At 72.1% G+C, this 12,356-nt stretch carries 14 protein-coding genes; 12 read left to right on the forward strand and 2 right to left on the reverse strand.

Annotation, left to right across the window (positions count from 1 at the left end; genetic code table 11):
• Window positions 1–19 precede the first annotated feature (19 nt).
• Entirely contained in the window at window positions 20–1,336 is a 1,317-nt protein-coding gene (locus AC2W7E_RS12445; RefSeq protein ID WP_366215678.1) for a glutamyl-tRNA reductase, read from the reverse strand.
• Window positions 1,337–1,408: 72 nt separating this feature from the next.
• On the opposite strand from AC2W7E_RS12445, the gene hemE reads away from it, so the two are divergent.
• The gene (hemE, locus tag AC2W7E_RS12450; RefSeq protein ID WP_315106504.1) at window positions 1,409–2,431 is read left to right on the forward strand and encodes a uroporphyrinogen decarboxylase; all 1,023 of its coding nucleotides are present in this window, start codon (window positions 1,409–1,411) and stop codon (window positions 2,429–2,431) included.
• Between the two features lie 51 nt (window positions 2,432–2,482).
• On the opposite strand, the gene AC2W7E_RS12455 is transcribed toward hemE, so the two are convergent.
• Window positions 2,483–3,376, reverse strand: a complete 894-nt coding sequence (locus tag AC2W7E_RS12455; protein ID WP_485989244.1) for an NAD(P)H-binding protein — start codon at window positions 3,374–3,376, stop codon at window positions 2,483–2,485.
• 66 nt (window positions 3,377–3,442) lie between these two features.
• On the opposite strand from AC2W7E_RS12455, the gene AC2W7E_RS12460 reads away from it, so the two are divergent.
• The 11 genes from AC2W7E_RS12460 to AC2W7E_RS12510 all read left to right on the forward strand — a co-directional run bounded on the left by AC2W7E_RS12460 (window position 3,443) and on the right by AC2W7E_RS12510 (window position 12,303).
• Window positions 3,443–3,754, forward strand: coding sequence for a metalloregulator ArsR/SmtB family transcription factor (locus AC2W7E_RS12460; RefSeq protein ID WP_029989796.1), 312 nt, complete (start codon window positions 3,443–3,445; stop codon window positions 3,752–3,754).
• Between the two features lie 92 nt (window positions 3,755–3,846).
• Window positions 3,847–5,355: a protoporphyrinogen/coproporphyrinogen oxidase gene (locus AC2W7E_RS12465; RefSeq protein ID WP_485989245.1), complete on the forward strand. Its 1,509-nt coding sequence runs from the start codon at window positions 3,847–3,849 to the stop codon at window positions 5,353–5,355.
• A 169-nt stretch (window positions 5,356–5,524) separates the two neighbouring features.
• Window positions 5,525–5,938, forward strand: a complete 414-nt coding sequence (locus AC2W7E_RS12470; protein WP_025104874.1) for a hypothetical protein — start codon at window positions 5,525–5,527, stop codon at window positions 5,936–5,938.
• 1 nt (window position 5,939) lies between these two features.
• Window positions 5,940–6,347 carry a phage holin family protein gene (locus AC2W7E_RS12475; protein WP_025104873.1) on the forward strand — a complete coding sequence of 136 codons (408 nt, stop codon included), beginning with the start codon at window positions 5,940–5,942 and terminating at the stop codon, window positions 6,345–6,347.
• The gene (locus AC2W7E_RS12480) at window positions 6,334–6,606 is read left to right on the forward strand and encodes a hypothetical protein (protein WP_025104872.1); all 273 of its coding nucleotides are present in this window, start codon (window positions 6,334–6,336) and stop codon (window positions 6,604–6,606) included. Before AC2W7E_RS12475 ends, AC2W7E_RS12480 begins: the two co-directional genes overlap by 14 nt.
• A gap of 80 nt (window positions 6,607–6,686) precedes the next feature.
• Complete coding sequence (gene hemQ, locus AC2W7E_RS12485; protein ID WP_174235391.1) at window positions 6,687–7,364, forward strand: hydrogen peroxide-dependent heme synthase; 678 nt, start codon at window positions 6,687–6,689, stop codon at window positions 7,362–7,364.
• Between the two features lie 5 nt (window positions 7,365–7,369).
• A complete protein-coding gene (gene hemC, locus AC2W7E_RS12490; protein ID WP_025104870.1) occupies window positions 7,370–8,371 on the forward strand; it encodes a hydroxymethylbilane synthase in 1,002 nt (333 codons plus the stop codon).
• Window positions 8,368–9,165, forward strand: a complete 798-nt coding sequence (locus AC2W7E_RS12495; RefSeq protein ID WP_025104869.1) for a uroporphyrinogen-III synthase — start codon at window positions 8,368–8,370, stop codon at window positions 9,163–9,165. Before hemC ends, AC2W7E_RS12495 begins: the two co-directional genes overlap by 4 nt.
• A complete protein-coding gene (gene hemB, locus AC2W7E_RS12500; protein WP_062637133.1) occupies window positions 9,162–10,139 on the forward strand; it encodes a porphobilinogen synthase in 978 nt (325 codons plus the stop codon). The genes AC2W7E_RS12495 and hemB overlap by 4 nt, the downstream gene beginning before the upstream one ends.
• A gap of 91 nt (window positions 10,140–10,230) precedes the next feature.
• On the forward strand, window positions 10,231–11,553 hold the full coding sequence (gene hemL, locus AC2W7E_RS12505; RefSeq protein WP_485989246.1) for a glutamate-1-semialdehyde 2,1-aminomutase: 1,323 nt from the start codon (window positions 10,231–10,233) through the stop codon (window positions 11,551–11,553).
• Between the two features lie 300 nt (window positions 11,554–11,853).
• On the forward strand, window positions 11,854–12,303 hold the full coding sequence (locus tag AC2W7E_RS12510) for a hypothetical protein (protein ID WP_025104866.1): 450 nt from the start codon (window positions 11,854–11,856) through the stop codon (window positions 12,301–12,303).
• The last annotated feature ends 53 nt before the right edge of the window (window positions 12,304–12,356 follow it).

The raw sequence follows: 12,356 nt of genomic DNA on the forward strand, positions 1-12,356 counted from the left end.
AGTCTCCCACCCCGCCGGATCAGGCTGTGGCGGCGTCCTCGACCGCGTCCGCGGCAGGGGTGATCCCGTACAGCGTCGCGAGCGCGGCGGCGAACTCGTCCGCGCGACCGGCGGCGGCGAGCTCATGAGCCCGCACGGTCGGCGTGTGCAGCAGCACGCCCGAGAGGTGCCGCAGCGCCTGCTCGACCTTGCCGTCCTCGTCGCCACGGGCACGGGCGCGGTCGATCTCGCGCTCCAGCAGCTCGAAGATGTGCGAGCGGAAGGCGACGACCGACGGGGTCACGCTCTGGCGGGCACCGACCACGTGGAAGGTCTCCGCGGCTTCGCGGACGACGCTCCGGGCGGCATCCGTCGCCTGCAGCTCCTCCAGCGGGGCGTGCAGGCGGATGGTCTCCAGGTCGAGCAGCGCGACGCCCTCCAGCGCAGCCACGGCCGGGTCGACGTTCCGCGGCATGCCGAGGTCGACCACCAGCCGGCTCGGGACCCCGGTGGTGCCGCTGGTCGCGGCGACGGGGCAGCCCGCGGCGGCGAGGCCGACCGGCAGCTGCAGGTGCTCCGGGCCGAGCACGGGCTCGGTCGCGGTGGTGCAGGTGATCAGCAACGTGGAGTGCGCCGCCGTGCGCGCGTACTCCTCGGCCGGCACCGGGCGGATGTCGTGCTTGGCTGCGAAGATCTCGGCGCGGCCGGAGGGAGAGTAGACGGAGATGTCGACGGCGCCGCGCTCGCGCAGGGTCGCGAGGGTGACGGCCGCGTAGGCGCCCGTGCCGACCAGCAGCACGCGCTCGGCGGACCAGTCGGCGATGCGGCTATCAGCGAGCTCCAGTGCGAGACGCACGAGCGAGCGACCGGCGCGGCCCAGAGCGGTGACGTTCTTGACCTTGCGCTGCGCCTGGCTCGCGCGCTGGAACAGCCGCTCGAGCTCGGGGGAGGTGGTGCCGTCCTTCCGGGCGGACTTGAGGGCGCGGCGCACCTGGCCGGCGATCTCGCCCTCACCGGAGACGACCGACTCGAGGCCGGAGGCGACGGAGAAGAGGTGCTCGGCAACGCGGCGACCGGAGTGCACGGCGTAGGCGCCGTCGAGATCGGCAGCGGGGATTCCGGTCGCGGACTCGACCGCCTCGATGACGGCTTCCACGCCGATGGCGCCGGCCGCGGTCACCGGCTCGTCCATCTCCACGTACGCCTCGAAGCGGTTGCACGTCGCCAGGACCACGGCACCCTGCACGCACGGCGCCATGCCCACGATGGTGGGAGCGACGTCGTCGGGGGTGCGGCTCAGGCGTTCGAGCAGTTCGAAGGAGGCGGTCTTGTGACTCGCCGTCACACACAGCAGCACCCTTCGATTGTACCCGAGCATCCGAACCCGGGACTCGGCTGCTCCCTATACGCCGGATGGGAGGATGGGGGCATGGCACTCTCCGACGCCCCGCTGCTGCGCGCCCTCACCGGCGACCGCCCCGCCACCGCTCCGGTCTGGTTCATGCGCCAGGCCGGCCGCTCCCTGCCCGAGTACCGGGAGCTGCGGGTCGGCACGAGGATGCTCGACGCCTGCCTCACCCCCGACCTCGCCGCCGAGATCACCCTCCAGCCGGTGCGACGGCACGGCGTCGACGCGGCGGTGTTCTTCAGCGACATCGTCATCCCGCTGCGTCTCGCCGGCGTGGAGGTCGAGATCGAGCCCGGCCGTGGCCCCGTCTTCGCGAACCCGGTGCGGACGGTCGCGGACGTCGACCGCATCACGGCCATCGACCCGGAGAGCCTGGACGGCAGCGCCATCGCGGAGGCCGTCGGCATCGTCGTCGCGGAGCTCGGCGACACTCCGGTCATCGGCTTCGCGGGGGCGCCCTTCACCCTCGCCGCGTACCTCGTCGAGGGCGGTCCGTCCAAGGAGCACCTGCGCGCCCGCGGCATGATGCACGCGGAGCCCGAGGCCTGGCACCGTCTCGCGGGCTGGCTGGCGCAGATCTCGCGGCGGTTCCTGGAGACGCAGCGCGATGCCGGCGCCGCGGTCGTGCAGCTCTTCGACAGTTGGGCGGGCTCCCTCAGCCCCGCCGACTACCGCACCTTCGTGGCACCGCACTCCCGCACGGCTCTGGACGGCATCGGCGTCCCGACCATCCACTTCGGCGTCGGCACCGGGCCCTTCCTCGGCGATATGCGGCTCGACGGCGTCGCGGACGGCGTGGGGGTCGACTGGCGGCTGCCCCTCGACGAGGCCGCCGCGATCCTCGGTCCCGACGTGTCGGTGCAGGGCAACATCGATCCCGCGTTCCTCGGCGCGCCGTGGCCGGTGCTCGAGGCGCATGTCCGCGACGTGCTCGAGCGCGGTCGCGCGGCCCGCGGGCACATCCTCAACCTCGGCCACGGCGTGCCCCCGGAGACCGACCCCGACCAGCTCACGCGCATCGTCGAGCTCGTGCACGCCGGCTGACCTCCGTTCGAATCGCCTGCTTTGCTGCATCTGCGGCCCAGATGCAGCCATTCACGCGATTCGAAGCGCGCGCGCCATCCGCAGGTCCGACAGGCCGAAGCGCCCGGTGGGCAGTGCCGCGCGGATGCTGTCGTCGTTGAACGGTCGTGAGGGGCGGATACCCTCCGGCGGCTCCGGTGCCCACGGCGCCGGCTCGCTCACACCCTCCGCGAGCATCCGCGCCTGCGCCTTCGCCACCAGGGGCACGACCATGGTCCACTCCGTGAGCTGCGCGAGCACCCGCACGACCCAGGTCGGCACCGGGAGGAAGGCGGGGCGGCGTCCGGCGACACGGGCGATCCGGCGGATGGCCTCTCCGAGCGTCACCTCGTCCGCGCCCATCACCGCGACCGTCGGCTCCGGGATCCGCCCCTCCAGCGCGGCCACCAGCACGTCCGCGGCATCCTCGACCGGGACAGGGCGGGCGGTGCGTTCGCGGTAGCCGACCGTCCAGAAGAAGGGGAGGGTGCGGACGGCGCGGGTCACGTGATCGACCATGTGATCGCCGGGGCCGTAGATCATCCCGGACTTCAGGATCGTGTGCGGCAGTCCGGAGCCGCGGACGATCTCCTCGGCCTCCCACTTCGACTCGTGGTAGCCGGAGCCGCAGTCGGGACGGGCGCGGAGGAAGCTCACCATGACGAGGCGTCGGACACCGGCGCGGCGAGCGGCTTCGACGACGGCGGCCGTCCCCTCCACGTGCACACGGCGGAAGGTCTGGTCGCCGATCTCCCGGTTGATCCCGGCGCAGTGGGCCACGGCGTCGCATCCGGCGAAGGCTGCGGTCAGCGCATCGACGTCCGTGATGTCCGTGCCGGAGCGTCGGGAGATCACCACGGGCTCCTCCAGGCGATCGGCGAGGGCGCGGCCGACGAATCCACTGCCTCCGGTGATGGCGACCTTCATGGTGTTCTCCTTCGCTAATTAGCTATCTGGCGAAACTGTATCTAGCGAAGGTGCTATATTGCAAGCATGGCCGACAGCGCATCCGACATCTTCGCGGCGCTCGCCCATCCCACCCGGCGGCAGATCCTGCAGGACCTCAAGGAGGGGGAGCTCGCCGCCGGGGAGATCGCGTCGCGGTTCTCCGCGAGCGGACCGACCATCTCCCGGCACCTGAGCGTGCTGCGGCAGGCGGGCCTCGTCTCCGAGCGTCGCGACGCCAATCGCATCTTCTACTCGCTCGTCGGCGAACGCCTGGCCCTCTCGGTCGGCGACTTCCTCTCCACCGTCTGCCCCGAGCAGATCGTCCTCCGCGAGGTCCGCAAGCGTAGTCGGGCCTGACCTCCGTTCGAATCGCGCACCTGGCTGCATCCGCGGCGATTATCCGGCCAATCGGGCGATTCGAAGCACAGGGGCGGTGGAAGGATGGAGGCATGAGCCCCGAGCGCCCCGCACCCGCTGAACCGGCCGACCTGGCCGCCCGTGCCGCACAGAAGCACGTCGTCGTGGTGGGAGGCGGCGTCGGCGGACTGGTGGCCGCCCGTGAGTGCGCGAAGGTCGGCATGCGGGTGACGCTGCTCGAGGGGTCCGAGGCCCTGGGCGGCGCGATCCGCAGGGTCGCCCTGGACGGCGTCGTCGTCGACGCCGGGGCGGAGAGCTACGCGACGAAGGGTGGGCATGTCCGCGCTCTCGTGGACGACCTCGGCCTCGCCGACCGCGTCGTGACGCCGCAGGCGGGAGGGGCGTGGCTCGCCGGGCTCCCCGGCGGCGGTGCGGCTCCGCTCCCGGCCGGCGGCATCCTCGGCATCCCCGGCAATCCGTTCCAGGACGACGTCCGCCGCATCATCGGCTGGTCCGGCGCCTGGCGGGCCTACCTCGACCGGGTGCGCCCGCCGCTCACGATCGGGCACCAGCTGAGCCTCGGCCGCCTCGTCGCCTCGCGTATGGGGGAGAAGGTGCGCGACCGCCTCGTCGCCCCCGTCACCACGGGCGTCTACTCGGCATCCCCGGACGACGTGGACATCGATGTCGCCGCCCCCGGGCTCAACGCCGCCCTCACCCGCGTCGGCTCCCTGTCCGGAGCGGTGCTGGCCCTCCGCGGAGAGGGTGCGTCGCGCGGCGCGAAGACCCCCGGTGCTGCCGTCGAGGGGCTCGTCGGCGGCATGAGCGTGCTCGTCGACGCCCTCGCGGCCGACCTCGACGAACTCGGTGCGACCGTGCGTACTCGCGTCCGGGCTCGTCGCCTCACCACCGACGGCACCACCTGGCGCGTCATGGTCGAGGAGCCCACCGCAGACCAGCCGATCGAGGGGGAGGAGGCGACCCAGGAGGCGGAGCTCGTCGCCGACGCCGTGATCGTCGCGACCTCCGAGCACGGCGCGCGGGAGCTGCTCGCGGGCGCCGTACCCGCCCTCGCGGCCGCCGACGCCGCGCCCGCCCCCGAGATCGAGATCATCAGTCTGCTGCTCGCCGCGCCCGCGCTGCGCACCCCGCCCCGCGGCACCGGCGTGCTCACCGTTCCGCACAGCCACACGGCGAAGGCGCTCACACACTCCACGGCGAAGTGGTCGTGGGTGCGGGAGGCCGCGGGCGACCGCGAGGTGGTCCGCGTCTCCTTCGGTGCGCAGGGGGAACCGGCGGCCACCGCGGCGCTGGAGGACGATGCCGCGATCGACCTCGCCCGTCGGGAGGCCTCGGCGCTCCTGGGCGTCCCGCTGTCGCCCGCCCAGGTCGTGGCGGGTCATCGTGGGCGCTTCGTGCAGGCGCAACCCGCGTCGATCATCGGCTCGGGGGAGCGGCGTGCCGCAGCGCGTCAGGCCGTGCAGGCCGTGCCAGGACTGGCCGCTGTGGGCGCCTGGCTCGCGGGCACGGGGCTCGCGCAGGTCGTGCCCGACGCTGCGGAGGAGGCGGACCGCCTGCGCCGCGCTCTCCTCTGGGACTGAGCGTCCGCCGAGCACGCGCGAGTGCGCTCGACGCCTCCGTGTCAACCCTCTGATCGATTGATGCCGAAATCGGCATACGGCGTTACGCTGGGTACCTGATCGCGGTGGAGACGCGGGCGATCGGCGTCCCCCGGGACGGACCACAGCCGGAACAACGTGAGGAGACCCCATGAAGGGGAAGATCGGACTCGTCGTCGGACTCGGCGTCGGCTATGTGCTCGGCACCCGCGCAGGACGCGAGCGCTACGAGCAGATCAAGACGCAGTGGCTGAAGGTCTGGAACACCGACCCCGTGCAGGAGCGCGTCGACAAGGTCAAGGGCTTCGTCGGCGACAAGGCCGCCGCGGTCCCGGGAGCCGTCTGGACCGGTGCCGTGAAGATCGTGAAGTCGGTCACCGGGGACGGCACGCCCGGGCAGAAGCTCGATGCCGTCATCGCCTCCGGCAAGGACGCGGCCGAGGAGATCTCTGACGCCGCGGAGGACGCGGTCGACGAGGTCAAGGAGCGCGCCGCCGAGGCCCAGAAGCCCGCCGCGGCGAAGCCGGCCGCGAAGAAGCCCGCCCCGCGGAAGTCCGACGACTGACATGCCCCGCGGATATCGGGATCGCGCCGACGACAGTCTGCTGACGCTGCTCGGCGACCTGCCGGAGCTCGTCACCAATCTCGTCAAGGCCGAGATCGACGCGGCCAAGGCGTGGGTGTCGCGCACCGCGAAGGACGCGGGGGTCGGCTCCGTCTGGTTCCTCGTCGCGCTGTTCTTCCTGTTCTGGGCCGTGCCCGTCATCCTCGTCTTCGCGATCGCGGGACTGTCGTCGTGGTGGCCGGTCTGGCTGTCCGCGCTGGCGGTGTTCGGCATCCTCATCATCGCCGTGCTGCTGTTCGCACTGCTCGGCATCCTGAAGTTCCGCAAGGTGCTCCGTCGCCAGAACCCCGCACAGGCCGTGGCCGAAGACATCCGAATCGTGAAGGAGGCCGGCGATGAGCACCCCTGAGTCGCTGCCGCGTACCGCGGTCCCCGCGGGAATCGTCGACCCCGTCGCCTCCGCGCGCGCCGAGCTGAAGGCGGCCCTCGCCGCCATCGAGGTCAAGGGGAACATCCCGCGGCGCGTCGAGAAGGCGTCGGCGCGCGCCGCCGTCAAGGCGCGTGCGTTCGCGGACCGCAATCCCGCTGCCGCGATCGCCGCGACGGTCGGGATCGCCGCCGCCGTCGGCGGGGCCGTGTGGGCCATCGCCCGCGCCATCGCGCGCTGAGCCACCCCCCGCACCGCCCTCGGGCGGGGGCAGTATTCCCCTGATTAGCGGCGCCTCCGCAAAGGGGGCAGACTGGGATCATGTCCGACCTGCGCGAAGAGAACCCGTCCGGTTACACCCTCTGGGCCGTCTGGCGACGCAATCCTGACGCCCCCGTCACAGAGAACGATGCGACCGAGCTCGAGTCGATCGTCTCGCACGTCGAGGACTCCGGCGTCACCGTCCGCGGCTTCTACGACGTCTCCGGGCTCAAGGCCGACGCCGACCTCATGGTGTGGCTGCACGGCGCCACCGCCGAGGAGCTGCAGAAGGCTCTCCGCCGCCTGCGCCGCACCGAGATGCTGCGCTCGCTCCTCCCGGTGTGGAACGTCATGGGTGTCCACCGTGACGCGGAGTTCAACCGCGCGCACGTCCCCGGCTTCCTCCGCGGCATCGAGCCCAAGGACTGGCTCTGCCTCTACCCGTTCGTCCGCACGCCGGAGTGGTATCTCGCGCCGGAGAGCGAGCGTCGCGCGATGCTCGCCGATCACGGGCGCAAGGGTGCGGCGTTCACCGGCGTCATCGCGAACACGGTGGCCTCCTTCGCCCTCGGCGACTACGAGTGGCTGCTGCCGCTGGAAGCCGACGAGCTGACCGATCTCGTCGACATGATGCGCGACCTCCGCTACACCGACGCCCGCATGTTCGTGAAGGAGGAGGTGCCCTTCTACACGGGGCGCCGCCTGCGCTTCGACGAGATCGCGGACGTGCTGCAGTAAGCGCCATGAGCACCCCCATCCGTCTCGGCACCCGCCGCAGCGCGCTCGCGCAGGCGCAGTCGGGTCACGTCGCCGCCGCGCTCGAGAAGGTCACCGGCCGCCGCGTCGAGCTCGTCCCGATCACCAGCGAGGGCGACACCAATCGCGCCTCGCTGTCGGAGATCGGCGGCCTCGGCATCTTCGCCACCCGTCTCCGCGAAGCCCTCCTCGCCGGCGAGTGCGACTTCCTCGTGCACTCCCTCAAGGACCTCCCCACCGCGGTGCCGGAGTCGCTCGTCATCGCCGCGACGCCCCGACGGGAGGATGCCCGCGACGTCGTGCTCACCCGACACGGCATCCCGCTGCACGAGCTCCCGGCGGGGAGCGCCGTGGGTACCGGGTCGCCGCGACGTATCGCCCAGGTCCACCGCCGTGCGCCTCGCGCCCACGTCGTGGACATCCGCGGCAACGTCGACTCCCGCCTCGCGCGCGTCACTTCCGGAGAGCTGGACGCCGTGATCCTCGCCGCCGCCGGCCTCTCCCGACTCGGCACGGATTCGCCGCTGCAGCGCGAGGAGCTCGGCCTCGCGGAATGGCCGACCGCTCCCGGCCAGGGATCCCTGGCGGTCGAGACACGGGCGGACGCGCCGGAGGAGCTGCGCACGGCGCTGTCGGCGCTGGATCATCGGGAGACGCGGCTCGCGATCACCGTCGAGCGCGCCATCTTGGAGGGACTGGATGCCGGTTGTCAAGCCCCCATGGCGGCGCACGCCGTCGTCCAGGACTCCGAGATCCGCGTCAGGACGGTCGTCTACGCCCCGGACGGCGGTCGGCGGATCGGTCTGGACGTCACGGAAGCCCTGAACGGGGAGTATATTCATCGGAACGGCAGTGGCAATGGTGCGGATGCTGCCGATGGTGCAGACCCGATGCACGCAGCGCGTGAGTTCGGGCTCGCTGTTGCCCGTCGGCTGCTCGATCAAGGGGCGGCCGACCTCGTCCCTCAAGAGCAATCCGAATTGTCATGACCACTTCTGAAAGCAAGCAGGACCGACCGCTGGACGGCTGGCGCATCCTCGTGCCCCGTGGCGGCCCCTGGGGCGACAGCGTCGCCGCGAGCCTCCGCGCTCTCGGCGCCGTCCCCGTCGTCGCCCCGCTCATCAACTTCGCTCCGACCACGGATCAGGCGACCCTCGACCGTGCGCTGGAGCAGCTCGCGGCCGGCGAGTTCGACTGGCTGACCGTCACGAGCGCGACCACGGTGGACGTGCTGTTCGCCCACCGCGCCGTCGTGCCGAAGACCACGAAGATCGCGGCCGTGGGGGAGACGACGGCCGCGGCGCTGCAGGCCGTGGGCTACGAGGTGGCCCTGGTCCCCGAACAGGACAACTCCGCGCAGGGCATGGCGCAGCAGCTCATCGCTCTGGAGCACGAGCCGCGCCGCATCCTGGCGCTGCGCAGCGAGATCGCCAAGCCCGTCCTGAGCATCCTGCTGTCCGAGGCGGGACACGACGTGCACGGCGTCGTCGCCTATCGCACGGTCGGTGTGCCGGTGACGGAGCGCATCCGCCGCGACGTCGAGAACGGCCGGATCAACGCGATCCTCATCACCAGCGGTTCGGTGGCCGAGCAGGTGCGGGAGCAGTTCCCCGAGATCCCGGACGAGACGCTGCTCGCGGCGATCGGCCCGCGGACGGCCAAGGACGCCGAGCGCGCCGGCCTGCCCGTCTCGGTGGTCGCCGACCGGCAGACCATCGATGCGCTGATCGAGGCCGTGTCGCAGTTCACCCTTCCGCACGCGGCAGACGAGTTCGCGCCGTGAGCTTCCCCGACATCCGCCTGCGCCGACTGCGTCAGTCGCGCGCCGTCCGCGACCTCGTGCGCGAGACCTCTCTCGAGCCGCGTCAGCTCGTGCTCCCGCTCTTCGTCCGCGAGGGCATCAGCGAGCCGGTCGCCATCGGGTCGATGCCCGGCGTCGCCCAGCACTCGATCGACTCGCTGCGTTCCGCGGCCGTGGAGGCCGCGGAGGCCGGGGTCGGCGGGGTCATGCTGTTCGGCGTTCCCGCGGTGCGCGACGCCCGGGGCTCCGGCGCGGACGACCCGCAGGGCATCCTGAACGTCGCCACCGAGGCGCTGGCGGCCGAGGTCGGCGACGCGCTCGTCGTGCAGACCGACCTCTGCCTCGACGAGTTCACCGATCACGGGCACTGCGGCGTCCTCGCCGCCGACGGCTCGGTGGACAACGACGCGACCCTGGAGCGATACGCCTCGATGGCCCTCGCTCAGGCGCGCGCGGGATCGCAGCTGCTGGGGCTGTCCGGGATGATGGACGGCCAGGTCGCCGTGATCCGTCAGGCGCTCGACGCCGAGGGCTTCACCGACACCCTGATCCTGGCGTATGCCGCGAAGTACGCGAGCGCGTTCTACGGCCCGTTCCGCGAAGCCGTGGACTCGCAGCTCCAGGGCGACCGCCGCACGTATCAGCTCGACCCCGGCAACCGTCGCGAGGGCGTGCGGGAGGCGCTGGTCGACGAGGACGAGGGCGCGGACATCGTCATGGTGAAGCCGGCGATGGCCTTCCTCGACGTGCTCCGCGAGGTCCGCGACGCCGTGACCGTCCCGGTCTGGGCGTACCAGGTGTCGGGCGAGTACGCGATGATCGAGGCCGCCGCCGCGAACGGCTGGATCGATCGGCGCGCCGCGGTCCTCGAGTCGCTGCTGTCGATCCGCCGGGCGGGCGCCGATGCGGTGCTGACGTACTGGGCCACCGAAGCAGCCCGCTGGCTGCGCGGCTGAGCCTTCGTCGGCCGGCGGCCTCCGGGGGAGACGCGGCGGGTTAGCCTGGAAGGGATGCCGGGAGAGTTCCGTGCATCACGGAGGAGCCTCGATGACCGACCGCAATGACGACCTTTTCTCTGCCGCCCGTGCGGTGATCCCCGGCGGGGTGAACTCTCCGGTGCGGGCCTACGGGTCGGTCGGCGGGACGCCGCGGTTCCTCGCCTCGGCGCGCGGCGCCACCGTGACCGACGCCGCGGGTCGCGAGTACGTCGACCTCGTCGCCTCCTGGGGTCCCGCACTGCTCGGACACGCGCAGCCCGAGGTCGTCGCCGCCGTGCAGGAGGCCGCCACCCGCGGGCTCTCCTTCGGCGCTCCGACCGAGGGGGAGGTCGAGCTCGCCGCGCTCATCGCCGACCGCGTCCGCTTCGGCGAGATCCGTCCCGTGGAGCGCGTCCGTCTCGTCTCGACGGGCACCGAGGCCACCATGACCGCGATCCGCCTCGCCCGCGGTGCGACCGGCCGCGATCTGCTCGTGAAGTTCGCCGGCCACTATCATGGCCACTCCGACGGCCTGCTCGCCGAGGCGGGCTCCGGGGTCGCCACGCTCGCGCTACCCGGTTCTGCCGGCGTGCCCGCACCGATCGCCGCGCAGACGCTCGTGATCCGCTACAACGACCCCGAGGCGCTCGCCGCCGTCTTCGCCGAGCACGGTCCCCGCATCGCGGCCGTCATCGTGGAGGCCTCGGCCGCGAACATGGGCGTCGTCCCTCCGCTGCCGGGCTTCAACCGCCTCATCGCGGAGACCGCGCACGCCCACGGTGCTCTCATGATCCTCGACGAGGTCCTCACCGGCTTCCGGGTGCACCCGGCCGGCTTCTGGGGCCTCCAGGCGCAGGCGGGGGAGGACTACCTTCCCGACATCCTCACCTTCGGCAAGGTCGTCGGCGGCGGTATGCCGCTGGCGGCTCTCGGTGGCCGTGCCGAGGTCATGGACCTCCTGGCGCCCCTCGGCCCCGTCTACCAAGCGGGGACGCTCTCCGGGAACCCGCTGTCCGTGGCCGCGGGCCTGGCCACGCTCCGCCTCGCGACGCCGGAGGTCTACGCGACCGTCGACGCCGCAGCCGCTCGCGTCTCGTCGGCTCTCGACCGCGCGCTCGCCGAGGCCGGAGTGACCCACGCCCTCGCCTCCGCCGGCAACCTCTTCAGCGCCTCGTTCCGCGCCTCCGCCCCGCGCGACTACGCCGAGGCGCAGGCGCAGGAGTCGTTCCGGTACGCGGCGTTCTTCCACGCGATGCGTGAGCACGGCGTCGCGCTGCCGCCGAGCGTCTTCGAGGCCTGGTTCCTCACCGCCGGGCACGGCGAGGACGAGCTCCAGCGCATCGAGGCCGCCCTGCCGCACGCCGCCCAGGCCGCCCACACCGCGCGCCCCTGATCGCTGCTCCCGCTGTTCGTTCGCGTGACTCGTTCGCGTGAGAACAGGCAGCCGCGCGGGGGCAGGCACCCTTGGACCCCGTTGCCTGATCTCCCACGAACGCCTGCAGGCCCGAAGGCCGTCGGCAACAGGCCTTCGCGCGGAGCCAGGCTTACGCCCGCGGCAGCGCCTGTTCGTGCGTGGGAGCCTGTCCTCGCGAAGGAGTCGTGAGGGCAGACTGAGGGATTCCGACAAGGGATCGTTGCGTTCCTGTGAGCAACTTCCAGCCAACCGGGAGGACGGCGCTGGCAGACTGGGGGCATGGTGACGTTGTTGCTGGACCAGACGCAACTCGAGGTCGTGCTCTCGCCCATCGAACGTGCCGCCACCTTCCACCGCGAGAACGTCCGCATCGTGCGCGACACGATCACCAAGGTCCAGCTGACAGACGATGCCTGGACCTGGCTCCGCGGCGTCCCGAATCCGGGTACCCACATCCCGGGCGTGCTGGCCGCCGGGAGCTGGAAGGCCGCGGGGAGCCTCGACTTCGTGCTGATCCGCCGTCGACGTCCGAGCGTGGTCGTCGATCTCGAGGGCGATCCGCAGTACAACCGCCTGATCCTGACCACACGGCACGGCCTGGCGCTGACGCAGGCGCTGCGCCTCCCGGTGTCCGAGGAACCCACGACGGTCGAGGAGATCGTCGCCACGGCTCCGACCCCGGTGTCGAAGGGCAGTCGGCGCCCGGTCATCCGACCACGTCCGGCCTGATCCCGGATGTAGAACGCCCTCCCGGTCGACCGGGAGGGCGTTCTGCTGCGGGG

It is taken from the genome of Microbacterium sp. CFSPD4_SD4 (assembly GCF_057364585.1).

Excerpts from the sequence above, each read along its gene's own strand:
- hemE (WP_315106504.1), top strand. The coding sequence starts at position 1,409 with ATGGCACTCTCCGACGCCCCGCTGCTGCGCGCCCTCACCGGCGACCGC.
- AC2W7E_RS12455 (WP_485989244.1), bottom strand. The coding sequence starts at position 3,376 with ATGAAGGTCGCCATCACCGGAGGCAGTGGATTCGTCGGCCGCGCCCTC.
- AC2W7E_RS12460 (WP_029989796.1), top strand. The coding sequence starts at position 3,443 with ATGGCCGACAGCGCATCCGACATCTTCGCGGCGCTCGCCCATCCCACC.
- AC2W7E_RS12465 (WP_485989245.1), top strand. The coding sequence starts at position 3,847 with ATGAGCCCCGAGCGCCCCGCACCCGCTGAACCGGCCGACCTGGCCGCC.
- AC2W7E_RS12470 (WP_025104874.1), top strand. The coding sequence starts at position 5,525 with ATGAAGGGGAAGATCGGACTCGTCGTCGGACTCGGCGTCGGCTATGTG.
- AC2W7E_RS12475 (WP_025104873.1), top strand. The coding sequence starts at position 5,940 with ATGCCCCGCGGATATCGGGATCGCGCCGACGACAGTCTGCTGACGCTG.
- AC2W7E_RS12480 (WP_025104872.1), top strand. The coding sequence starts at position 6,334 with ATGAGCACCCCTGAGTCGCTGCCGCGTACCGCGGTCCCCGCGGGAATC.
- hemQ (WP_174235391.1), top strand. The coding sequence starts at position 6,687 with ATGTCCGACCTGCGCGAAGAGAACCCGTCCGGTTACACCCTCTGGGCC.
- hemC (WP_025104870.1), top strand. The coding sequence starts at position 7,370 with ATGAGCACCCCCATCCGTCTCGGCACCCGCCGCAGCGCGCTCGCGCAG.
- AC2W7E_RS12495 (WP_025104869.1), top strand. The coding sequence starts at position 8,368 with ATGACCACTTCTGAAAGCAAGCAGGACCGACCGCTGGACGGCTGGCGC.
- hemL (WP_485989246.1), top strand. The coding sequence starts at position 10,231 with ATGACCGACCGCAATGACGACCTTTTCTCTGCCGCCCGTGCGGTGATC.
- AC2W7E_RS12510 (WP_025104866.1), top strand. The coding sequence starts at position 11,854 with ATGGTGACGTTGTTGCTGGACCAGACGCAACTCGAGGTCGTGCTCTCG.